At 53.6% G+C, this 24,673-nt stretch carries 18 protein-coding genes; 4 read left to right on the top strand and 14 right to left on the bottom strand.

What is annotated here, in order from left to right:
- Positions 1-145 precede the first annotated feature (145 nt).
- From ACR3ZL_RS01820 to ACR3ZL_RS01810, 3 genes are all read left to right on the top strand, one after another.
- Positions 146-1,351, top strand: coding sequence for a fatty acid desaturase family protein (locus ACR3ZL_RS01820; protein ID WP_473649591.1), 1,206 nt, complete (start codon positions 146-148; stop codon positions 1,349-1,351).
- Positions 1,352-1,436: 85 nt separating this feature from the next.
- A complete protein-coding gene (locus tag ACR3ZL_RS01815) occupies positions 1,437-2,711 on the top strand; it encodes a hypothetical protein (protein WP_473649592.1) in 1,275 nt (424 codons plus the stop codon).
- A gap of 166 nt (positions 2,712-2,877) precedes the next feature.
- Positions 2,878-3,681: an SDR family NAD(P)-dependent oxidoreductase gene (locus ACR3ZL_RS01810; protein ID WP_473649593.1), complete on the top strand. Its 804-nt coding sequence runs from the start codon at positions 2,878-2,880 to the stop codon at positions 3,679-3,681.
- Between the two features lie 287 nt (positions 3,682-3,968).
- On the opposite strand, the gene ACR3ZL_RS01805 is transcribed toward ACR3ZL_RS01810, so the two are convergent.
- The 7 genes from ACR3ZL_RS01805 to ACR3ZL_RS01775 form a co-directional block, all read right to left on the bottom strand.
- Entirely contained in the window at positions 3,969-4,262 is a 294-nt protein-coding gene (locus ACR3ZL_RS01805) for an FmdB family zinc ribbon protein (protein ID WP_473649594.1), read from the bottom strand.
- A gap of 71 nt (positions 4,263-4,333) precedes the next feature.
- Positions 4,334-4,924, bottom strand: coding sequence for a nucleotide exchange factor GrpE (locus tag ACR3ZL_RS01800; protein WP_473649595.1), 591 nt, complete (start codon positions 4,922-4,924; stop codon positions 4,334-4,336).
- 2 nt (positions 4,925-4,926) lie between these two features.
- Complete coding sequence (gene dnaJ / locus ACR3ZL_RS01795) at positions 4,927-6,072, bottom strand: molecular chaperone DnaJ (RefSeq protein ID WP_473649596.1); 1,146 nt, start codon at positions 6,070-6,072, stop codon at positions 4,927-4,929.
- Positions 6,073-6,217: 145 nt separating this feature from the next.
- The gene (gene groL, locus ACR3ZL_RS01790; RefSeq protein WP_486173169.1) at positions 6,218-7,840 is read right to left on the bottom strand and encodes a chaperonin GroEL; all 1,623 of its coding nucleotides are present in this window, start codon (positions 7,838-7,840) and stop codon (positions 6,218-6,220) included.
- Between the two features lie 125 nt (positions 7,841-7,965).
- Entirely contained in the window at positions 7,966-8,274 is a 309-nt protein-coding gene (gene groES / locus ACR3ZL_RS01785) for a co-chaperone GroES (RefSeq protein ID WP_283431469.1), read from the bottom strand.
- 153 nt (positions 8,275-8,427) lie between these two features.
- Positions 8,428-10,137 (bottom strand): chaperonin GroEL, encoded by a 1,710-nt coding sequence (groL, locus tag ACR3ZL_RS01780; RefSeq protein WP_473649598.1) that lies wholly within the window; start codon positions 10,135-10,137, stop codon positions 8,428-8,430.
- Positions 10,138-10,807: 670 nt separating this feature from the next.
- Entirely contained in the window at positions 10,808-12,100 is a 1,293-nt protein-coding gene (locus tag ACR3ZL_RS01775) for a hypothetical protein (RefSeq protein WP_473649599.1), read from the bottom strand.
- A 302-nt stretch (positions 12,101-12,402) separates the two neighbouring features.
- On the opposite strand from ACR3ZL_RS01775, the gene ACR3ZL_RS01770 reads away from it, so the two are divergent.
- The gene (locus tag ACR3ZL_RS01770) at positions 12,403-13,833 is read left to right on the top strand and encodes a tetratricopeptide repeat protein (RefSeq protein WP_473649600.1); all 1,431 of its coding nucleotides are present in this window, start codon (positions 12,403-12,405) and stop codon (positions 13,831-13,833) included.
- Between the two features lie 72 nt (positions 13,834-13,905).
- Here the strand turns inward: ACR3ZL_RS01770 and ACR3ZL_RS01765 are convergent, their stop codons facing one another.
- The 7 genes from ACR3ZL_RS01765 to ACR3ZL_RS01735 all read right to left on the bottom strand — a co-directional run bounded on the left by ACR3ZL_RS01765 (position 13,906) and on the right by ACR3ZL_RS01735 (position 24,346).
- A complete protein-coding gene (locus ACR3ZL_RS01765) occupies positions 13,906-15,345 on the bottom strand; it encodes a hypothetical protein (RefSeq protein ID WP_473653431.1) in 1,440 nt (479 codons plus the stop codon).
- 139 nt (positions 15,346-15,484) lie between these two features.
- A complete protein-coding gene (locus ACR3ZL_RS01760; protein ID WP_486173168.1) occupies positions 15,485-18,184 on the bottom strand; it encodes a PA14 domain-containing protein in 2,700 nt (899 codons plus the stop codon).
- 52 nt (positions 18,185-18,236) lie between these two features.
- Positions 18,237-19,082 (bottom strand): 3-keto-disaccharide hydrolase, encoded by an 846-nt coding sequence (locus tag ACR3ZL_RS01755; protein WP_486173167.1) that lies wholly within the window; start codon positions 19,080-19,082, stop codon positions 18,237-18,239.
- Positions 19,083-19,644: 562 nt separating this feature from the next.
- Positions 19,645-20,070, bottom strand: coding sequence for a globin family protein (locus ACR3ZL_RS01750; RefSeq protein WP_473649602.1), 426 nt, complete (start codon positions 20,068-20,070; stop codon positions 19,645-19,647).
- A 79-nt stretch (positions 20,071-20,149) separates the two neighbouring features.
- Positions 20,150-20,734, bottom strand: a complete 585-nt coding sequence (locus ACR3ZL_RS01745) for a Tll0287-like domain-containing protein (protein ID WP_473653432.1) — start codon at positions 20,732-20,734, stop codon at positions 20,150-20,152.
- 107 nt (positions 20,735-20,841) lie between these two features.
- Positions 20,842-22,296, bottom strand: coding sequence for a cytochrome c3 family protein (locus tag ACR3ZL_RS01740; RefSeq protein WP_473649603.1), 1,455 nt, complete (start codon positions 22,294-22,296; stop codon positions 20,842-20,844).
- A gap of 4 nt (positions 22,297-22,300) precedes the next feature.
- Positions 22,301-24,346 carry an FAD-dependent oxidoreductase gene (locus ACR3ZL_RS01735; RefSeq protein ID WP_473649604.1) on the bottom strand — a complete coding sequence of 682 codons (2,046 nt, stop codon included), beginning with the start codon at positions 24,344-24,346 and terminating at the stop codon, positions 22,301-22,303.
- Positions 24,347-24,673: the final 327 nt, after the last annotated feature.

Below are 24,673 nucleotides of genomic sequence, written 5' to 3'. Positions count from 1 at the left end.
TAACGCCACCATTTTTATGTGCGGTCTGTAAAGAGAAATCGGTTTACACTCTTTCACACGCGAATTATGCTTTTCAGGGGAATGAAGCATGTTCTAAAACGATCGATTAATCCCTCAGCGGCTCGATGCAACGAGCTTTTGCAAGATGTCTGCCACGACTGCGGAAAAACTGAATGAGCCTCAGCTAAATCGTCGCTCTATTCAGTCGCAAGTAAACCAATTCAGAAACGTCGACAATCTGCGGAATTGGATCGACGTGATTCGCGAATCCTTGATCGTTGGATCGGTATTTGTGCTGGTGGTCGCCTGCCACACCTACCGTCTATCGTCCGGCCTCTTTTGGCTTTGGGACGTGCCTCTGGCGTTTGTTGGGCTGTTGATGATGGGTCTAGCCCAGCATCGACTTTCGATCGTTGGACACGAAGGATCGCACTACGCCCTATTCCGGAACCGCAAACTCAATGAAGTGGTTTCGAACTGGTCGTGTATGTACGGGCTGGTCAGCACGACTCATCTGTACCGTTTGCAACACATGGCGCATCACCAGTTTGTGAATGTTCCCGACAAAGATCCTGACCTGCTCTACATGTCAGTCGTCGGTGCGAAATACCATCACCCCTACGGGCGTTGGAACTTCATGCGGGACATTGTCGTACCGCTGTTCGTCTCCATTCCGGCTCAGCTAAAGTACATTTTTATCAGAGCAAAAATTGCTTCGTTCGGCGGAGGCTATGGTCCCTACGCAGCCCAACGGAAACAAAACAAAACGCTCTCCCTCATCCACGGCATCTATCTATTTTCGGTAATCGCCATCTTAGGTTTTTGTCTCTACTTAAGTAATCCATGGATCATGGTGGCGGCGGCGATTACATGCATGCTAGTGATGGCCGCAATCGAATCTGTGGTTCCAGAAGAGTGGTACATGAAATCGGCGATTCGCCCTGTCATCTCTCAGCGTTGGGACCTTTACCAACGCCTTTGCTATTACACGATCCTTTTCACCATTCTTGCATTGCTGACCCATTTCACGGGTTTGCCTTGGCCAGCCTACTACCTCGTCTTTTGGTTCGTCCCTCTTGGCACAAGCTTCCCTTTTTTGATGATGGTTCGCGAGGAGGTACAACACACCAATGCGGGACAGGAGCGTTTCACCCACACTCGCAACTTTGAAGGTAGCGTTCTGGTGCGGTTAGCGATATTCCCCATGAACATGAGCTATCACCTTGAGCATCATTTGTATCCAATGGTTCCTCATTACAACCTTCCAAAGTTGAACGAGTTTCTCAAGGCTGAGGACGAGAACTACTCTCGCACGATTACCACCGTCGAAGGCTACCTGTTGCCACGCTGATAGTGCACACTCAGACTATCGCCCGCAACAATCGGATGTAAAAGCGTTAATAACATCCAGACGACCCATCTCGACGGGAGCTTCAGTGAGCGTCAAAGATCGACTTAGCGTTCTCATTACCGAAGGCTCCAGCGGTTCTGCAAAAGAAACGCTGTATTGCATTGGCGAGAAATACGACATTGATTTTCTCGACCCCAATTTTCTTTGCCAATGCCGCTTTACACGCTTCAAGCGAAGAGCAATCCGGTGCCCTCACTTCGCCAGCCATCCGGACGAATACCTACGGTTTCTTATTCAAACCGTTCGAAAAAACGCGTACGACGTATTGTTTCCAGTTCACGAACATATCTACCTATTAGCCAAAGTTCGTGAGCAGATTGAGCGTGAAGTCGCGGTGGCTTTACCCGATTTTGCGACTCTGCGATCGATGCAGTCCAAGTCTGACTTTGCCCGCAAGTTAACTTCGCTAGGCATCCCCATTCCTAAGACAGAGATTGTTCAAGATTTCGCTGAACTGGATGACTTCGAAGAATATCCCTGTTACATCAAACTAGAGCATAGCACTGGCGGAACCGGTGTCGCCCTGGTTAGCAACGGAAAGGAACTGGCCGATTTAGCGACCCGATTTAAGCATGAGCAGCGACTCTCAAGCGGCGGCGAGATCCTAGTCCAACAACCTGCCTCCGGAATCATGTGCGTCGTGCAAGCAGTCTTCCAAGACGGCCGCATGATCGCAGCCCACTGTGCTGAGTCACTGGCACGAGGAGTCGGTGGAGGCCAGGGCTTACGCGTTAGCGCGTCGCATCCAGTCGTCGTCGAGCACGTCCGGCAACTCGGACAACAACTCCAATGGCATGGCGCTATGTTCTTAGAATACTTCTACGAACCCACCACTGGACAACCTTCGTTCATCGAATGCAATCCGAGAATCGGCGAGACTTATAACGCCTATCTCTGTGGAATCAACCTCAGCGATTTGGTCGTTCGAATTTCACTTGGCGAACGGTTGGAGCCGATTGACCAGCCGGTTCGAGAGGGCGTTCGCAGCTACAGTGATTTTTTTCTTTTGCTGTATCAGGCAATACAGGGTGCCAACCGACGGACAATCCTAAGCGAAGCACTCGCAATGATCGGAGGGCGTGGTCGATATCAGGGCGGGGCACCAGAAATCACGCATCCGAAAGAGGATCCTCTCAGCCTAATTCCTGCGATTGCGACGCTCGGAAAATTGCTGGTTAATCCCAAACTCGCAAACAGCATCGTTGGCAGCACCGTCGGAAACTACTCGTTACCGCAAGCGGGCGTCGACAAGATCCATCAGTTGACAGAAGAACAACTGTACGAATTCTTCCAGGCATAGCGAAGCCGGAGAGACACGGCGACGGGCCGACGCCGTTATGAGTGCAATAGTAGGCAGCGTCCGAACACGCATTCGCAACCAAAGACATGGCAAGTAAGCTCTTTGGACTTGTTTAGATTCGAACCAAGCGACTATTTAAATCGACACACCGATCAGGATTTTGACCGTGAGCGACCAACCGCCAGCAACAAGCAAAAAAGTCGCCATAGTGACGGGTGCCTCCAGTGGCATCGGTGAAGTGTTCGCTCGTCGCTTGGCTGATGCTGGCTTCGATCTGCTCATCGTCGCTCGACGCTCCGAACTACTTGAGAAGTTGGCTGCCGATTTAGAGAAAGAGTACGGCGTGAAGGTAGACTTTGAAACGCTCGATCTCGCCGACGAGAAACAACTCGACGAACTCGCCACTCGCATCACCGAAATGCCCTCGCTTGACTTTCTGGTACACGCAGCAGGCTTTGGATACATGGGAGACTTTGTCGATCTTCCTATCGAGAAGCATCTGCGAATGCTCGATCTCCACGCCACGGCGACGGTGAAACTTTGCTACGCCACCCTTCCCAAACTTGCACAAGCGGAGCAGGGTACACTCATCAACGTTTCCTCGTTGGCGGCTTGGACGGTTGGCCCTGGACAAGCAATCTATAACTCATCCAAAGCATTCGTCAAAACCTTTACCGAATCTCTGCATGCCGAAATGCGGAATACCAACGTCAGGGTCCAAGCACTATGCCCAGGCATCACTCACACTGGTTTCCACAGCACCGAAGAATTCGCAAAGTTCGATGCTGCTGACATGCCTGGTTCGCGAATGAGCGCCGAGCAAGTAGTCGACGAATCGTTGGCGGCTCTTAAGCAGAATCGGGCGGTGTGCGTTCCTGGCTTCAAGAATCGCGCACTAACTTACCTGTTTAACTCCGATTTCTTCCGCCGATTGGCAGGAGACAAAGTCCGCAAATCACCGGCGAACTAGGCAAGCTTAATTGATCTGGTTGATTCCACTGAAGCACGTGCAAATGCATGACTAGGACATAGGCCATTTTGCCCGCCCAAGCCGCACCGGTCTCCTGATCATCCTCAAAATGCAAACTGCTCTGCGGCTTAACCAATCGCTTGATAACGACCGTATTTCACTAGGAGGACATTGGAACCCTGTCCACCTTCGTCAAATATCGATTGAGTAAAACTTTCGAACCAACCTGTCGACGAGCGGTCAGACTGTTTGACGCCATGCCCTGGCGTACTCCATAGCGAAGCCGCCTAAGAATCCGACTTCTTCGCTGGCTTCGAATCTGACGACTTTGATTTACTGGAATCCTTCTTCGGCTCGGATGCCTTCTTGTCGGCCTGAGCGCCCTTCTTGTAGCTATCGCTTCGATAGTCGGTTTGATAGAAGCCGCTGCCTTTAAAAACGATAGCGGCCCCGGTTCCGAACTGTCGCTTCAGCTTGCTCTTCTTGCATTCAGGACATTTCTTGACGGGGTCGTCATTGATGCCTTGGAAGATCTCAAGTTCATGGCCACAAGCTTCGCACAGGTAGTCGTATGTCGGCATCGTAAAATTTCAGTTCAGTGATTGAAGAATGCGAGTTTAAAAACTGGGACGCTATTACCCTAAGTACTATCTCACTGGCCGCTTCCCATGCTAACAACGACCTGTGCAGGCCGAACCACGCGACCGTGCATTCGGAAGCCCGTGACGGCGACATGTGCGACCTTGCCTTCTTCCACGTCGGGACTAGGCATTTGAGAGATGGCTTCATGAACGTTGGGATCAAACGTTTCGCCAGCTGCCGGGATCTCTTCAACGCCGTGTTTAGCAAGTGTGTCGTCAAGCTGCTTGGCAACCATCTCGACGCCTTCACGCAACCCTTGGGCTCCTGGATTCTCGGTCGACGCCGCTTCGATCGCTCGCACCAAGTTGTCCCGCACTTGCAGGATATCGGTGACCACAGCCAAAGGTGCAAACTTCAGTTGGTCTTCGTAATCGCGACGCATCCGCTTACGGAAATTCTCCGCATCGGCCTGCGCCAAGAGAACGCGTTTGTCGGCTGCTTCCACTTCGCCACGCAAACGATCCATCTCCTCGTCCCGAGTTTCTGGTTGAGCCTGCGACTCGTCATCGAAAACTTGATCCGTCGCTGCTTCTAAATCAGCACCAACCGCATCCAACTCGTTTTCGATCGCGTCGTCTTCGTGAGTAGGTTGTTCGTTCATGTTTAGGTCGTTTCTTCAGGTTCAGGGTCGAAGAAGTTTTTGAGTTTATCAAGGAAAGAGGTGCGTTCAGGAAGCACAGCTTCGTGATCCAGTTCAGCCAATTGCCGCAAGAGTTTCTCTTGTTCGGCGTTCAGCTTCTTCGGCACCTCGATATAGATTTGGACGAGCAAGTCACCGTTGCGGCCAGTCCGATGATCAACGATCCCTTGACCACGAACAGTGAAGACATCGCCGCTTTGCGAGCCAGCAGGCACAGTCAATTGATGAGGCCCGCTCAACGTCGGCACTTCAATCTCGGCACCTAAGGCTGCCTGTGCATAGGAAATCGGCAACTGCAAAATCAGATGCTTGCCATCGCGTTTAAACAGATTGTGTGGCTGCACCGTGATGAAGCAATAACAATCTCCCGCAGGTCCACCATCAGGACTCGGTTCACCTTCACCGGCAAGCCGCACTCTCATCCCGTCGTCGACACCCGCAGGAATCTCGACGTTCATTTCCGCTTTTTCGTTTTGCAGGCCACTACCGCGACATTGCCCGCAAGGCTGGCTGATCTGCTTACCGGCACCTTGGCACGTTGGGCAGGTCGTCTGCACCCGCAGAATCCCGGCCGACTGGATCACTTGGCCTTGGCCACCACACATGGTGCAGGTGACTGGCTCACTGCCTGGTGCTGCGCCACTTCCCGTACAGTTTTCGCACGAAACACGACGCCGGAACGCTATGTCTTTGTGACAACCGCGTGCCGCTTCTTCCAGTGTTAACGTGACATCGCAACGAATATCCGCACCCTTGCGAACACGTCGTCGTCCGCCACCACCACGCCGGCCACCACCGCCGAAGAAGTCACCAAAACCGCCACCGAATAAATCGCCGAACGCTTCGAAGATGTCTTCAACGTCGCCGTACTGCTGGGTAGCGCCTTCAACACCGGCGTGACCGTACTGATCGTAACGCGAGCGTTTTTGTTGATCGCTTAAGACTTCGTACGCTTCAGTTGCTTCTTTAAACTTCGTAACCGCATCGTCATTCTTGTTGGTATCGGGGTGATACTTGATCGCCAACTTGCGGTACGCGCGATCGATCTGTTGCTTCGTCGCGGTCCGCTCAACGGTGAGCACCTCGTAGTAACAAGTTTTGGTTGCCATGCGATTAGTTAATGTGAGAGTATCATCGAAACGGGCCGTTCGCCGATAGCGAACGGCCCGTCGTGAGCTTGCTGGTTTAGCCATCACGTCGAAGTTGATTTACATTCGAACCAACTTCAACGTGTCATCGCTAAGTACGCTTCACTTAGTTAACAACGCCTTCAACAGGTCGCTTGTCCTTGTCTTCCTGCTCGAAGTTGGTGACAAGTGCTTCGGTCGTCAACAACAATCCAGCGATACTGCCAGCGTTGATCAGAGCAGTCCGAGTGACCTTCACTGGGTCGATGACACCAGCCTTGATCAAATCGCCATACTCGCCAGTGTTGGCGTTGTAGCCGATCTTCGGGTTGTTCTTTTGCAACACTTCGTCAACGACAACGCTGCCGTCGATTCCGCCGTTGTCGGCGATCTGACGCATCGGAGCGTCCAGAGCACCCAAGACAATGCTGACGCCGATCTTTTCGTCGCCCTTGGCCTTTTTCTTAGCTGCTTCGACTGCTTCGCGGCAGTGAACCAACGCCACACCACCACCAGGAAGAATGCCTTCTTCGACAGCAGCACGAGTTGCGTGCAAGGCGTCTTCAAGACGTGCTTTGGTTTGCTTCATTTCAGCTTCGGTTTCAGCACCGACGCTGATCACAGCAACACCACCGGACAACTTCGCAAGACGTTCTTGGAACTTTTCCTTGTCGTAGTCGCTGTCGGTTTGCTCGATCTGAGCGCGAATTTGGCTAACTCGCTTGTCGATTTCATCCCGCTTGCCAGATCCTTCGACGATGGTCGTGTGACCCTTGTCGATGGTGACCTTCTTAGCGCGACCGAGGTGCTCCAAGGTCACATTTTCGAGCTGGATGCCAAGGTCTTCACTGATCAGCGTACCACCCGTCAAGGTTGCGATATCGCCAAGCATTGCCTTGCGACGGTCACCGAATCCAGGAGCCTTCACAGCACAAACATTCAGCGTACCACGCAGCTTGTTGACGACCAACAAAGTCAGTGCTTCAGCGTCGACATCTTCGGCGATGATCAACAATGGTTGACCGGTTTGAGCCGACTTTTCGAGCAATGGAACGAGGTCACGGATGTTGCTGATCTTCTTTTCGTAGAGCAGCACCAACGCGTTCTCAAGATCCGCTTCCATCGTGCCGGGGTCGGTGATGAAATACGGCGAGATGTAACCTTTGTCGAACTGCATTCCGTCGACGTAGCTTACTTCCATGTTGCGGCTCTTGCCTTCTTCAACGGTGATCACACCGTCTTTGCCAACCCGCTCAAGAGCGTCAGCAAGCAAGTTGCCGATTTCGTTGTCGTTGTTAGCCGAGATCGCACCGACGTGCGCGACTTCTTCTTTGCCACTAACAGGACGGCCCATTTCAACTAATTGAGCACAAGCGGCTTCGACGCCCTTTTCGATACCACGACGAATCGCGGTAGGGTTGCTGCCAGCGACGATGTTACGCAAACCTTCTTTGAAGATTGCTCGTGCCAACACAGTTGCCGTTGTGGTTCCGTCACCAGCCAAATCGCTGGTCTTTTGAGCCACTTCGATAACGAGCTTAGCACCCATGTTTTCGAACCGGTCTTCCAGTTCGACTTCTTTCGCGACGGTAACACCGTCTTTAGTGACGGTTGGGCCACCGAACGATTTGTCGATGATGACGTTACGGCCGGTCGGGCCCATGGTCACGGCGACGGCGTTGGCAAGTTTCTCGACGCCAGCGAGCATTCGGGCTCGTGCGTGATCGTCAAATAGCAGTTGTTTTGCCACGACTGTGATTCCTGTGTAAGTAAATGATTGTGCGGGATAAGCGAAAGTCGGCGGGCAGTCGCCCGGCCGATGATTGGGCCAGCCGAATGGTATTTACCACTCGGCCGCCCCCTACGAATTGCGAATTAACCAATCTTCGCAAGGATGTCGCTTTCGCGAAGGATCTTCATTTCTTCGCCATCGACTTCGATTTCGCTTCCGCCGTACTTGCCGTAGATCACGACATCGCCGACGGCGACGCAAAGCTCGCCACGTGCACCGCTATCGAGCAACTTGCCAGGTCCTACAGCGACAACGGTACCGCGTTGTGGCTTTTCCTTGGCCGAATCGGGAAGCACGATACCACCAGCAGTGGTGGATTCTGCTTCAGTAGGTTGAACAACAACGCGATCGTCGAGTGGACGCAGGTTGATTTTGTTTTTAGTCGCTGCCATCAGAGAGATTCCTGTATTTGATTAATTGAAAGTGTTTTGTTGAAAAGCTGGAAACGTCCGGTGTCGCACTGCTAGGCTGGACCGGAAGCAAAGCTTCGCGGCCCAGATTTCAGGCTCCCGAAAGAGCCTGCCCGAGTAAAGCGACGGGCTGGATTACATCATGCCGCCCATGCCGCCCATGCCGCCCATGCCACCCATGCCGCCCATGCCACCCATGTCAGGCATGCCGCCGCCCATGCCGTGGTCATGATGATCGCCGCCGCCCTCTTCTTCTTCGACAGGGATCTCGACAACGAGCGATTCGGTGGTCAACAACAGCGAAGCGACCGATGCAGCATTGGTCAGCGATGTACGCACCACCTTGGCTGGGTCAACGATTCCCGCAGCGACCAAGTCACAATAAGTGTCGGTGTTGGCGTCGTAGCCTTCGGTCTTGCCCTTCATTTGCGAAACACGATTGACCACAACAGCACCGTCAACGCCTGCGTTGTTAGCGATCGCACGAAGCGGTTGGTCGAGGATGTTACGGATGATGCGAACACCTAGCTTTTGGTCGCCTTCGGTTTCCTTTTCAAGCTTTTCAACTGCCTTACGGCATTGCAGCAAAGCGGTACCACCACCAGGAACGATGCCTTCTTCCAAGGCAGCCTGTGTCGCTGCACGAGCATCGTCGATCAGAGCCTTACGCTCCTTCATTTCAGTTTCGGTTGCAGCACCGACGTTGATTTGAGCAACACCACCGGCAAGCTTCGCCAAACGCTCTTGCAGTTTTTCACGATCGTAATCGGAATCGGTGTTGTCGATTTCACGACGAATTTGAGCAACGCGTGCTTCGATATCAGCCTTCTTGCCAGCACCGCCAACAATCGTGGTGGCTTCGCTGGTGATGCGAACTTGTTTCGCACGTCCCAGGTCGGCCATCTTGACGCTTTCTAGGTCGATGCCCAAGTCCTTGAAAACAGCCTTGCCGCCGGTCAATGCAGCGATGTCGCCCAAGATTGCCTTGCGACGGTCACCGTAGCCAGGAGCCTTGACGGCACACACCGACAAGATGCCACGCATCTTGTTGACGACCAAGGTCGCGAGTGCTTCGCCTTCGGTGTCTTCCGCGATGATCAAAAGCGGTTTCTTCGCTTGGCTCAACGCTTCCAGGAGCGGAATCAACTTCTTGTTGTTGCTGATTTTTTCTTCGAACAACAAGATGTGGCAATCTTCTAGTTCAACCGACACGTCGTCTTGATTGGTGACGAAGTGAGGTGAAAGGAAGCCACGATCGAACTGCATGCCTTCGACAACGTCGACATAAGTTTCGTTGCTGCGGCCTTCTTCGACGGTGATAACGCCGTTCTTGCCAACCTTGGTGAAGGCGTCGGCAAGCACGTCACCGATTTCAGGGTCATTATTGCCAGCGATGGTGGCAACTTGCTTGATGTCGTTCTTGCTTTTCTCGTTGATCGGTGTGGACATCTTCGCGATGTGAGCACAGCAAGTTTCAACTGCCTTTTGGATGCCGCGTGACAGTGCCATCGGATCCGCACCCGAAGCGACCATCTTCAGGCCTTCACGGAAGATAGCTTCGCTGAGCACGGTTGCGGTTGTGGTTCCGTCACCAGCAACGTCGTTGGTCTTCGAAGCGGCTTCTTTGACAAGCTGCGCACCGAGGTTTTCCAGTGGGTTGTCCAGCTCAATGTCTTCGGCGACGGTCACGCCGTCCTTGGTGACTTTCGGCGATCCCCAGCCCTTGTCCAAAACGGCGTTACGACCACGAGGGCCGAGGGTGCTGCGGACGGCGCGAGCCAATTTGCTGACGCCGGCCAGCAAGGGTGCTCTGGCGTCATCGTCAAAAACGATTTGCTTTGCCACGGTGAGATTCTCTTATCGGGGGTGAAAAGGGACAGGTAATGTTGGGTCGGTGCGGGCGTCGCCATCCGCGTTAGACCGATAGCTCGGTCAAACGGACAGGTTCCCGCTGCGAGCGGGCGGAATGAGCAATCGCCGTACCGAACCGAAATATCACGACGTAAACAGCTACCAGTAAAGGCCTTACAACTTCCGGAAGACACGCGGCCCATTCCGCGCCGAAGCTGGTCTGTCAGCGTGGCAGAACCAGCGCGGTGGCCACTGAAGGCTCCGAATCCGCCATTTTTGAGTTGCAACACGCCATCAGATATCCCCCTACCGGGCCGGGGATAGACGCGGACGTCAGAAGGAAGGTTTGGCGTGTGACTTACACATGACAACACGGCGGGCACAGCGAGGCCTTGCTATCCGCTTAACCCAGATGCGTCCATTCATACGGCCGAGGCAACGCGAGCGAGTTGGACATGACGTCGATTAAATAAGCCGCGGCAAGGTCAGGCAGCGAAGAGAGTACGCTGCATAAAGAGAACTACGTCGTCGTAGAGTCACGTCGTAGTTGGAACCGACCTTTGGAAACAAGCTACCGTGGATCGGTATGGCCGAAATCGCCCAAGAGCCAAAACTAGCTTGACCCTTGAGCGTTTCGATCATGTTTCTTTCTTCTCGAAACGATCTAGCGAAGCGTGCTTGAACCGCTTCCTTGTGCGGCTGCCGAAGCGGCCGCTGCAGCACTTGCATCGCTGCCGGCTGAAGACGCTTGCCCAGCGGCTTGTCCATCAACGGAAAACTGGAACGAGCCAGCCGCTTGAGTTGCTGCCGATTGTTGAGCCGACGCTGCACCTTGAGCTGAAGCTTGAGCCGACGCCGCACTTTGAGCTGCGGCGGAAGCTGCTTGAGCCCCCATTTGAAGCCCCGATTGAACTTCACCTTGAACTTGGGTTTGAGCCTGTGCCATCGCTTGCTGTTGAGCGGTTGCGAACGCAGTCAACTGAGCTTCCATCGCGTCGGCTTGCGCCATCAATTCAACATTGGCCGATGTGATAGCTTGATCACGAAGCTGCGAGATCTCAGCCATTCGTTGACGTGATGCAACAGCGATCATTGCCGACAAATCAACATTCGAAGCGAGCACGCCAGCGACACCGAACTGAGCGTTCCCCAAAGCTTGAGCTTGTGCGGATTGGCTAGCTTGCGAGTTAGCGTTTGCAAAAGCACCGGTGGCTTGACCGCTTAGGTCGCTTGCCGCTGCGCCCGCGAACGACTGAGTCGCTTGACCAGATGCCGACGCATCGTTTGCGGCCGATGCAAATGCACCGGCTTCACCTTGGGCAGCGGTTGCTGCTTGTTGTGAACTGGATTGGGCTTGTTGTGCCTCGGCTGCACCGGCAGCTTGCACAACTGCCGCACTGCGCAGTGGGTTGAACTGGCCGAAGATCGAATCGTAAGCCGACACTTCACTTTGGGTGATTACAATGGGACTTGCCGAAACAGCCAGGCCACTCGAAGCATTCAACTGGCTCGATGTCGTTCCGCTTTGACTAGAACCGGAACCTTGGCTTGCCCGAGCACCCACGCTAATGTTTGCGTTGACTTGCGAATTTGCACCGGCAGCCAAAGCGGCGTTGCCGATTGCAGCACCTTGTGCCTGAACACGAGTCGCTAAGCCAGCCGCTAATCCAGCAGCGTTTTGTAGTTGTCCGTTAACGCGTGCTTCGATGCCGCCCGCAACTTGCGATTGAATACGTTGCTGGACCTGAGCTTGCACTTGCGACTGAACTTGGGTTTGCAATTGAGCTTGAACTCGCTGCTGAACCTGAGCCTGGACCTGCTGTTGCACGCGTTGTTGCAATTGGGACTGAACTCCGGAAGTCAGTCCACCTAATGTGTCGGCGTGAACATTCGCTTGCAGGGTTGCACCCGCAGTCAGTGCAACGATCAGACGCAAGACTTGAGTATGACGCTTCATCCTTGAAAACTCCTTGAGACAGCCGCGTTTTAAAGTCGACCGTAAGATCAACTGAAGACTCGCGACCTCCTTTGAATCGGGGTGGCCATCCATGTGATGTGCGTGCTACGACACAATAGGCACAGACGGTCGTAATCTGATGCGGGAAGACTATCCAATGCGAGTCGAGTCTCGCCAGCCAGATTCCCGCCAGTTATTCAAATAGAAAGCAGCAAGGTTTCATGCGGCTCAGTTATTCAATCCGCCTGCTATCAATATGCGTTTTGGCTTGCGCAATCGCATCGTTCGTGTTCTGCGACAAGATGCTTGCAGCCGAAACCACTCCTGAAACCGCTCAACTTGAGCACTCGCCAGCACAGCTCAAAATGCTTGCGATGTTGCAACAGCGTGTCGCTGATCGTCCAAATCATTCGGAATCCTGGCGTGCGTTGGGCCGCCTACAACAGGCTCTAGGCGATACCGATTCAGCAATCGCGTCTTCGAAGCGTGCTTTAGATTTGGATCCGTTTAACGCTGCGGCCCACTTCGACATGGGCCAAATGCTAGTCAAGGTTGCACGTCCTGAAGCGGCGCAAAGCCACTTTGACAAGGTTTATCAAATCGCGCCGACGAGCTCGTATGCCGACCAACTTCGCCAACAAGGTGTCCCCTGCCAAACGCCAGCCAAAGCACAATTGGTGATCCCCACTGTGCCGCCAAACCAAACTTCCGCGGCCCCGGTTCCCCTTCCTTCCGCTTCGTCCATTAGTGCAACGTTAGCACCTAACGTGAACGCTCAACCGGCCGGATATCAAATTCAATCTTTTGACGGCTCCGATGATCTAGAACAAAGAATCGATCAACTTCAAAGCGAGGTACAAGCACCGGTTAATCGTCTGCGAGTCTTCTTTGAAACCGGCGTGCTTTACAACTCGAATGTCACACTCACTCCAGTTAGCCGCGAATTGGCGCAGAGCGACAGCGCGAGCTTCCAAGCATTTGCTAACCCCGACATTGACTACAAGTTGTTCCGCACTGATAGCCTGCGAGCCGGCCCCATGTTTCGCGGATACTTCACCGCCAACGAAAGCGACTTTCAAGAGTTCAATCTTGCTAGCTTGCAGCCTGGTCTGTTTGCCGAACGTGATTTTAACTGGGGCGCCAACGAAGCGATCGGGCGCGTCGAGTATGTCTATTCCGATGATTACTTCGACGGCAATCAAGTCGGCAATCGCCATTCGGCAACTGCTTCGGTGACCTTAATCCGGCCCGACCTTGAAGCCTTCTATGGGTACCTGACCATTGCCAGCTCGGACTTTCGCGACGATGGTGTCGACCCTAACCAATCGTCGCTAGACGGCCTTGCGATTACCGCTGGGATCAGTCGGTTCTTTCAAACCGGATGGCAATCACTTCCCATGCACACCATTGGCATCGATACGGAATGGGCTAACACCGACGGCGACGACTATCGCTACGGTTCAATTAACCTTCATGGATCAACCGGCTGGCTAATCACTGATAGGCTTAAGCTGATCCCAACGTGGGGCGTTGGCTATCGTGACTACTACAACTTCACCGGCGCGACGCCCAGGGAAGAACTGTTTTGGCGTCTGCACGGTAGATTGCAATACACGCTTAGCGAAAACTGGGTGGTCGCTGCCGTTGCGGGACACGATCGATTCGCGTCGGACAATACCGACTTTGACACCGAGCGGACCGAGGGCGGTCTCGTCTTCACCTTCACACGTTAGACATATCGGTCTCACCGATAGCGATCTTCGCGATGCAACTCGCACAGCGTCGACGTCCCAACCGAACCACTTTCACTCTTGTTCGGCGAATCGGTTCAGCGTGTAGTACGCTTCGCTATGCAGCAAAGGTTGTCCGTCAAGGTTTCGGATTCCGGCAGCAACCAATTCGTGAACGTGCCCTTTCTGTAGACCATCCACCATCAGTGTTACCCGCATCCCATCTTCGGATCGCTCGGCTTGCGTGATTGTGGGAGTAGTCGCATCAACTTCGGGGCTCCCGTATTCTGATCGATATTCGTAGGTGTAGTTTTTTAATTGATAGCTCGCCAAGTCGCTGGCAGAATCGGCAATCGGCTGGGTGAAGCTCAACTCAAAACCACCGGGGATCAATCGCATCTCATGGATTTCAAAGGGCGTCTTGCCAGTCCAATCCAATCGTTCGATCGCGAAAGGTTTTGGCCCCACCGATCCCCAACCGCGATTGGTGCCGCCGACAAACATGGCACCGGTTGGCGTCATTTCTAAACCTACATTTCCAGACGCGAATCCTCGTCGAAACGGAAAACAGGCGCCCTGATAAAGGCCGTCCACTTTTTCCAGGAACACTCGCATAACGGTACTGTGCGACTGATCGGCGACAAACATTTGGTTTTCAAACGGCCCAAACTTTCCGCCCGTCGTGTCACAGGTCACACCGGAGGCGCTCTTGCCCATCTTGTCGTAAGGAAACAGAATCGCGGGAGGAACAAGTTGTTCGATCTTCTCTTCTTCGACAACCATCCGGCTTCCGCTTTCCGGTTCGATGGGCTTTTTGCCCATAACCGGCTCGGCTTGCGAGTACCACTCGAAACCACCGGGGTGGCCGACAAACTTTCCTTGCTGCAACACCTTCAGTCCGCAGGTACCGTTCCAAGGACCTTGGTTATCGGTATAGAAGATATCGCCTTCTGAATTTGCACCGACCCCGCCTGGTGATCGAACACCGCTGCAATACGGCACGGTCTCGCCGTCCGAAGTGACTTTCATCGCCCAGCCTCGATACGGCACGACACTGTTAAACGATCCCGTCAAACACAACGTGATCAGCATGTCGCCGTTCTTGTCGAATTTGGATCCGAAAGCGTACTCGTGATAATCGCCGGAGATCCCCCAACCATCCGCATGGGTTTGGAAGATGTCCGCCTGACCGTCACCGTCGTCATCTCGCATTCGCGTGACTTCAGGACGCTGGACCGCATACAGCCAACCGTCCCGTAATGCCAAACTCAGCGGCTCGTGAAGGCCTCGAGCATAGAGGCTGAACTGACTTGACTTCACTTGTTTTGCCAACGGATCGGCGATCAAGAAAATATCGCCACGACGCGAACAAACCGCTAGTTTGCCATCATCCATCAATTGAAATCCTGAGGCTTCAATCTCTTCCTCCGCCGGCAACTCGAATGTGGTGATCGAGTAATAATCGCTTTCGGTTGGTTTCGCATTGCCAGCGGGCTGCGACCAAGCCAATGGCATCGGAGCGATCGTTACAAGCAACAACCAGACGTATACGTTGATAGTTTTCATAGAAGCGAAAGGTGGATAAATGAATTAACGGGTGACGATGCCGCCATGGGTAGGCGGCGACAAAATTGAATCGAACTTGTTCGATCCGCTACCACGTAACGGTCTGTTCGATGGTGGTCACACCACCGTCCGGAACCACAGCTCGCAACGATTGCTTATCGCCGATGCCGATCACCTCGCAATCGACGCCTTCGATCACCATCTCAACCTGTTCGTTGACACGGTATCCTCGCTCGGTCTTCTGAATGCGTCCTGCCGCAGCTTGCCAAACCAACATTCCATTGGCCTCTCCCGCTGTCGTATCGATTGTCAGCTTACGGACCAACTGACGAGGCTTCGCGTTCGGATTGGGCATGTCGGTAACAGTAATGCTACCAATGGAATACTCGAACGCCGGACGACCGAGTTTGTCCAACCGATACCCTTGGAACCGGTACCCTAGATCGCGCCCAGTCGAATCTGGCCATGGCCGTTCTTTCGATTGCAAAACAGCCAGTGGAGTCGCCGGGTCAAGATCGACAACGCGGTCACCCAACGGGCTTTGGCTACCTTTACCACGACCTACCCAGTGCAAGGATGCGTCAACAAAGCTGTTTTGCCACAACGTCGCCAAGTTCATCTCTTCCGCATCCCAGATCAAGTTGATCTTTTCGGGATAACCAACGCCGATCCCTCGAGCGGTGACGCCGACAAAGAAGTTGCGATAGATCAGCGGTCGTTGATCGGCGGCCAATACGATCGCACCCTGCTTCAGACCTTCGGGTTCTTCAGCCTTGTCACCTTGTTTCAAATAGTTCCAGATCGCATCGATTTGCAACGTCGGGTCGCCATCATAGACGTCAACTAAGGCCGATTTCCCATCAACGAAACTATTCGGCATCCGCGTTCCAGGCCGATAGCCGACCGGGTCTTGCAAGTAACGGTGGAACCATTCGACGCGTAGCCGAACGGGCATATCCAACATATCCAGTGCCCCCAGTCCGCCGCCTTTGTCACCGCCAAAGCTGTGACATTTAATACATGCTAGGCCGGCATTCCCACAAAGTTGTCGACCGGTCGAAATCACCACCGATTCGGAAAGAGGATTATCCGCCGTTTCCATTTCATCGCTGCGATCGAGCGTCTTCACTGACTCGTGGAACTTCCGAAGCGGTTCGTACTGGAACCCGGGCATCCGCACTTTCATGTAGTCGCGCAGATTGCTGCCGTTCCCGATAACGGACTTAAAATATTCGTCGTTGAGCTTATCCCCCACACCATCCAGCGGTGGTGGGATCTGACCTTCCAGGCCCATTTCCGGGGTCGTGCCCTGGAACACCGACATGCGGTCCGATTCGGGGCCACCCTTTTTGTCACGAGCATGGCATGCATAACAATTCAGTGCCGCCATCGTTAAGTGCACCAAATTGGCGTTCTCTTCCTCAGGCATATCGCCGGATCGACGCCGTTCTAAGGCGGCGGACAGTGCGGCTCGCTGCACACTTCCCAAGCCAAAATCCATTGCCGGCGACTGTACCTGTTTGGCAAGACACCCGTGGCCGGCCCGCACTTGATTCAGTGGCGGTGCGGTATCCATCGTTGAGGTCAACCCACCCGCGTCATGGCAGTTCGCACAACCAGTCGACCGGAACCAATTTCGTCCCGCATCTACCTGGTTTGCATCAGGTTCGAAACCGCTAGGTAGCAAGTCGTGTAGTTTGGGCTGGGTTTCATCAAACAACCACGCACTAAGCGGAAAACGTCCGGAAGCGGGGTCAACTATTTGCACTTCAAGTTCAGCTCCACCGCCACCGTTGAAGAACTCGATTCGGATCGGGTGTATTCCCGCAGTGAGTTCGATTTTCTTTTTGCGTGTCTTTCGTGAATGGATACCATCGTTCTTCAATCGCACCTTGTCGATGACGATCATGCTACCGTCATCACTGGTCAATTCGAACGAATAAGTGTTGTCCGCCGGGACCGACAACATGGCTTCAAAGACAACTGCGTAGTTCGCTACCGGACGGATGTCGTCGATTTTCAAGCCGTTCACAACATCCTGACTGACCGGGTCCATTTCAGCAAAATTTGGCAACTGTTTCCATTTGCCGCGATAGACCGAACGACGTACCGAAGCGGATGCTTCGCCCACCGTCACTTTCTGGGTCAGGTACGTCGCAATCGCAGACGCCTCACCAACACTTCCGGTCAATGCTGGCATCCGCAACCCTGGGCGCACTTCGTGAGGCGCCAACAAGAATTTGGCTAACGAAGGCACCGAGTACTTTAAATGCAAGTCCACCAACGGGATTGTTGTGAAGCTTGACGTCGCCGCTTCCGGGTCATCGGCATGACAAGCCACGCAACCGATGTCGTGATAGAGTTGCTGGCCCCGTGCTGCGATTTCTTGGCTCATCATGCGATCTCGCAACTGCTCTTTACCGCTGTTAGACAGGAAACTCGCGATCGCTTTGGCTCGTTGACTCTTTTCCTCGTCGCTAATCCCCGCCCAAGGGTCTGGCATTGTCGTCCCAGGCTTCGCAGAGTGCGGATCCATGATCATGCTCAACATCGCATCGGTTCGTACCCGTCCCGCGACCTCGCTTAGGTCAGGGCCCCTCTGAGCAGGCAAGCCAAGTGATTCGCCTTGATGACAGGCATCGCAAGCAAGACTATTGATTAGCAACTCGCCTCCATCAGCCAGCGTGTTGGTGTTGCCCGCAAAAAAACGTTCGAAACCAGGGACGATGGGACGACTCGCTTCGCGCTGGGCATCTCGAGGGATAACCCAGACATTCCGAAAACGCACCGGGTCTTTATGGTTTTGCAAATAGATCGGGCCAGGTTCAGCCGATTCCGATTCAGTGCACTGCGCGAGTGACCTTAGGAACACTGACGTTGTTCTGGACCAAGATCCCATTCAGCCGTGCGGTGATCCGGGCATCGGAAATCTTGGCACCTTGATCGTCGAAACGTGCGGCGGTGAAATCCACGTCATAGGTTTGCCATGTCATGGGTGGGAAGCACGCATTCACCAAAGGTTCGTGTACGTTGTAAACTCCACCTGCATAGGTGCTCAGTTTTTCTTGCCCGAACGAATCAAGGATCTGAGTCTCGTATCGCCCTTGGTGATAGACGCCACTGTTGCCTCGCGCCTGCCCACTCTTTTCGGGTTGCCACGGCGTGCGAAATTCCAGGTGCAGCGAGTAATCTTGAAAGGTTGCTTTGCTCGTTGTACCAGGCATCAACAAGCCATCGCTGTCTAGCTTGGCTTCTTTCAAGTTCTCTTGAGCTGACTGAGGCGTACCATCAAACAGAACAACCGAGTCGGCGGGTGGGCCCAAATTAAGAGTCGGACTGGTTCGCACGACACGCTTCAGCCCCATCGAATCCACCAATTCATCGACAAGATCAGCGTCACCTTCAATACGCCGCGGCGGGTCCTGCCGTGCACCAGCGCCGGGCAATCCACCTTCATAGATCACCAATTCGAATTCGCCATCCCCCAGGCCAACGACTTGCATCCCCTGACGATCACTGGCGTATTCACCCTGAACTTGATAGTCGGCATCGTCCACATTGGCGTTCACCGCCGTCGTCGATTGAGCAGTTGCTGGGCGTTGCGAAACCAGACCGCTCGTCATGGTCAAAAGCAGGACCAGTACGGCCGGAACGCTGCGAAAAAGGCATTTTGTTGTATACGGCATAGTAACATCATCAAAAATGCGCTCACCGAGAAACAACTCGCGGAGCAACACAAGGAACGTGGCAGTCAGTGGAGTCATCACCGGTCAATCGCGAGCGATTTCACGCGGCTTCTATCTACTGAATTTGAGAAACTGGCCCCAAGAAACACTTATGCAGAGTCTTGGCTTCAGCGACGTTTGCGTCGGAATCAACCGATCCATTTCGCAGACGAACTCACAGGCGGGGCCCACAATATAGTCGCCAAGCTGCCGCTGTGCACGGCGGTCTAGATTCTCAGGAAACCATGTCCCCAAGCGAGCAAACCCAGGGCGTCTATGCCCCAAACGCACCGAACTTCCGCCCGATGGATCCTCAGACGAGTACATGCATCGGAAAGTGGGCCGAGACCGACCTATCGGCCAAGAATATTTTGTTGGCCATAAAGCTAGGGTTGCACTAGAAACGCCACTTCATCCCCGCGTCCGCACTCGCCTTGCGATTCGAAAGTCTTTTCAAAGCAAGAGAGTGCTAGAGAGTGCACTGAATCGCATCCGGTTCATTCGACTGACTGTCGGGCCCAAATCAAGCGGACGCGGCTTCGCCTTCATGGGCGGCATCTAACATGACCGTACTCAGCGTCACGTAGGTTTGAGTCCAGGCCTCTTTAACCTCATCGGTGAAAGCCTCGCCGAGCCCTTGATCGAGCGTCCACAACAACGCTTGGCCGACGGTTTGATAGCTCTCATCGGGAACCCCGTACTGAACATGCTTGCGTCCCAATGCTTGGACCGCAGGAAGAATCGCGTCCAGTTTAGTGAGGGACGTAACCGCCAAGTTTAGCGTCGCCATCAGCTTCTTACCTTGTTCTTTCATGTCGCCTTTGAAGAGAGGTTTCAATGAGGGGTCCAATTCGAATAGCCGGCCATAAAACAGCTCCGCTGCGTGCTCAGAAATGGGCTTCACCTTTTCCCATGAGGACTGCACAAGGTTGATTTGCTCGGGAGTCATCGTAATTCACTTTCATAAATAAAGAATAAGTGGACATCCATGCCCGAAAGCGATCCTTCAACGATCTTTTGTCGAATCACTAGGGAGTTGGAATGCGAACTAACACTCCACCCATGACATCGTCTTTGGCAAATTCGGGGTAGTCCTCGCCGCGATTGGGGTGATCGTTATGGCAAGACCAACAAGCTTCCGCGACAGCCCGATCCGGATAGACAGCAACGAAATACTTCTTTCCGCCTAATTCCTCTTCGCCATAGAAATTCTCACCTGGATTCTCGCTGATGTACTCCAATGCCTTTTGTTCAAATTCACTTTTGGCAGTGTGTTGTTCGTTCAAAGGCCATTCACTACGCAACGAATAGGTGAAGCCGGCATTCTCATTTTCGTCGACAAGCTCGGCACCCATGCGAAACATCTGTGCTGGCAGTGGGATCGCGTCTTCGCTGTCCTGCCAGTATTCGTCCGCGGTGACGGTGGAGTCTTGCTTTTTCAAATTGGTTACCACGTGCGTCGCATACACGGTTCGGTCCGCCATCATGACAGCATGAACGCCATCAGCAAATTGTTTGGGCGTAATGCCGCCCGACGGAGTCGAGCTTGCTTCGGATTTTGAGCAACCTGTCGATGACAAAAGCAACGGTGCCCAAACAACGGTTGTAAACATGATTGCAATGACTGCGTTAGACAAATACCACTTCATTCCAGAAATCCTTCAAGGGTGAACTAACAAACTAAACTCGGTGAGATAACAGGCTGTCGCTTCAACATGGATCAACCGCCTTTTTTCGGCTTCTTCTTGGCGTTCTTGGACTGTCTCGCCCGTCGCTTAGCATCCTGCTTTTCAAACCAATCGTGGGCCATTTCGACGGACTCGATCCGATCTACTGGTGCAACTCCATAGCAGTCCACTTTGGAATTCGGATCCGCCAACGAACTAAGTGAGTATTCCAAACTGTGGCAATGCAAACACACTTGGCGGGCCATGGTCTCGTTAGGTCGCAAACCAGCATTCTGGTCATGATTGACTACGATCCCGTCGTCACCCTCCAGACGAGGAAGGTGGCATGTTGCGCAACTGACGCCAGAACCCAAGGGCCCCGACCCATCCAGTTCAGCGGCCCAAAGTTCCGCGTGAGACGTACCTAGATAGTTGCGGGAGTGATCATCAGCGTGACAATTCAGACACGCTTCCGACGCCGCGTACTGGGTGTCAAATCGGTGCCCCTGGTGGCAAGCATTGCATGTCAACTCGGCATGCGCTGCACCGGCATGCATTGGCAATCGAGCCATCGCCGGAGTCATCGGTGACATCCCCGCGTTAATCCGCATCCCGTGTTTTCCAGCGACGAAAGTATCGAACTGTTGCTTATGGCAACTTTCACAAGTCTGCATTGCAACGTGATCCGTCCACGATGAATCCGCTGATACTTGTGCCGATCCTGGTGCCGATCCTTGTTTGGTGTCGGATACTCCATGACACATCGAGCAGTTCACGCCCGCCTTGGCATGCGAGGTTTCCACCCAATCGCTCAACCATCGCGAGTCGTATTCCAAGGAATCAGGAGCGTCCGCATCGCTCAACTTCAATGAAGCAAAATCCCAGTCGCCTTTCGACAAAGTCTCCCGCGTTTGTCGCGCGGGCACCCGCCCACCATCAATCATGTCGGCAACGCCGTAGTGATCGGCGAGATACTTCTCATAGATCGCTCGATTGTCGTGATAGTTGTGACAACCGGCGGTCGCACAACTGTCGTACTTCATCTCCGCGTGGCTGGGTCGGCTTTCTCCGATATCCTGATGGCAGTGCCAGCAATAATCCGCGGGAAGCGTCAGTCCCATGTTCAACGTTTGATCGGGAACGTGTTCTTGATGACAAGTCAAACAGTTTTGCGCATCCAATGTGAGCAGCAATTCCGCGTGAACGGGATCGCGAAACTTCTTCGCGGGATGAGTGTCATTAGCCTGTTTCAGTTGTTCGCCGTGACAATGAATACACGCGTCCTGCATCACGTCAGAGGAAGATGGCTCGGCAGTGCTCCCAGACGGATCGTGACACGCATCACAGTCCAGTTCGATTTGGTAGTGGCCATGGGTCGTCTCGCCAGGCAACCAAGCACGCTTGAGGCTCTCAGATGGCAGACTGGACGCCGGCGCAAACAACCCTACAAAAAAGTAAGTAAGGACGATGCCATTCAGAACGGCCCAAAGAAGCCACTTATTTTTCACTAGATCAGTCCCCAAACCAATAGAAACTGACAATGTGCAAGACTACCAACGCTGGTAGCGGCCAGGTTACCCAGAGATGAACCCGCGTTAGTCGGGGACGCCAACGACGTAACCACATAGCCGTATGGCCCGTGGCACGACTTTCATAGCTACTGGCAATCCCCGCGATTCCACCCAGCACGCCTGCAGCCAAAAAGCAGGTCCCGAGAACAAAATTCAGGTTCGACCCCAAACGCAAACCGGTGTGTATCGCCAGGCCCACTAGGACCGCCGTCCCCAATGCTCCATGGATGGCCCGCCACGTCCCATAGTTCCCCCATTGAAACCACTTCATCCGTTTGCGAAGTGAAAACAATAGGCCGATCAACGTCAGCGTGAGCAAGCTGAATCCGGTGATCTGTCGGGCTAGATCGTCCCGCCAAAGAACATCAACGCTTCGCCAACTTGATTGAACGCTCTCAGCAAATGGAATGGAGGGCATCACCATCCAAACAACTCCCACTATCAATGCCAAGAACGAGGCGATCGCCATCGTTTTGGTGCCGGGAACACTGGTAGAAGAGGCTGGCGTTCCGGCCAATTCACTGACCAACGACCGACAACTTCCGCATGCGGTGGACGCCCCGCAGCGTTCGGCGATCGTTTGGACATCGCAAGCACCTTCATGAACCAATGATTCAATCGTCGACTTACTAACCGACAAACATGAACACACCACCGCGTCGGCTGGCCACTGAGAAATCGGCAACACACCTTCGGAAGTCCACGGAGAACCCACTTTCAAAAAGCGACTTCGTTGCCAGGGCCAAAGACGTGCACGTTCATGGATTGCATGACGTATCAACGGCAGATCTTCCCAAGGTCCTATGCAAGAAGCACCGACGATCCGACCGCGTTCCAACAGAAGTTTCCGATACCCAAAATCATCCTGGTACTTCAGCACCGTGCCGCCCGGTGATTCTCCGATTGCACGGCCCAACGTGGCGACATCGACCCCCATCAATTTCAACTCCGCCGACTCATCCGCACCCGTAAACCGAGTGGTCCCGCCGCTCAACCGAGAAGCCAGCACATCGGCCATACGAAAACAGGGTGCCACCAAGCCGTACACGTGATCCTGATAAGAAGTGCATTCTCCAATCGCAAAGATTCTTGAGTCGCTGGTCGTCAGACTTTCGTCGACGACAATTCCGCCTCGCTCCGCAACCTTTAAACCGGCCGATCTTGCCATGGAATCATTCGGACGAACGCCAGCAGCGACGATCAGGATATCGACGTGCAACGAATCCGCGTTGGCAAAATCAATACGAAGCTTCCCGTCGCCAGTCTCGTGAATGCTCTCGGTTCGCCGAACTAAGTGAACGTCAACACCAAGCGATTCGACGTGCACTTTCAGACGTTTAGCGGCTTCTGAGTCCAGTTGCCGTGGCATCAGACCAGGTGCCATCTCAATGACACTGACGTTCAAACCCAAATCGGTCAGAATCTTTGCCGCTTCCAGCCCTAACAAGCCGCCGCCCATCACCGCACCAGCGGTCGCTTCGTTGGTCTCGCAGTATGACTGAATCGCCTTCAGGTCTTCCAATGTTCGATAGACGAAAACACCCTGCGATTCCACACCTGGTATTGGGGGAACGAACGGATGCGATCCCGTCGCAAGCACTAGTTGATCGTAAACGTAAGCATGCTGGCTATCGTCGAAAATCAATTGCTGCGATGGATTGATTCTTTCAATTCGACAGCCCGTTCGAAACTCAATCCGATGTTCGGCATACCAGTCCGACGAAGCCAAAGACAAATCCTCAGCCGATCGTCCAGTGAAGTACTTAGACAAATTGACTCGGTCGTAGGCCGCCTGAGGCTCTTCGCCAAAAATGGTCACATCAAATTGACTGATCGATCCTTGTCGAGCTAAGCGATCACAAAGGCCAAAAGCTGACATACCACCGCCAACAATAATGAGTCGACAGCGACGCGATGGTGCTAAGTCACGCGACGGAGCGATCGCAGCAGACGCGTTGTTTAGCGAGGTCGGTGAAGCGATAGACATTCAAACCTGGAGTGTATGTGCATCTGTGCAAAATCGCCGCCTACGATCGACACAGAGATGTACCCGTTGTCATCAACGATGCTCAATCATTGAGCACTTCTCCCATACTTCCTTGCAACGATGTCTACATAGCAATCGATGCGCCGATGCCTTATTTCTGCTCAAGATGCGCACACTCGGTAATTGCCTTACAGCGGCATCCAAGCCATCACCCCTTACTGATGTGCGATTGCGTGCCGAAGAACCTAGCCCGGTGAGCAGTGATCATAAAAACCCTATTGAACAAATGGCCCTCTAGTCATCGGGGGATGCGCTAAGAATGTGCAA

Source organism: Rhodopirellula sp. J20-39, from assembly GCF_057365095.1.
Note: the sequence above shows the minus strand (reverse complement) of the source record. Positions and strands in the feature narration are given on the sequence as shown.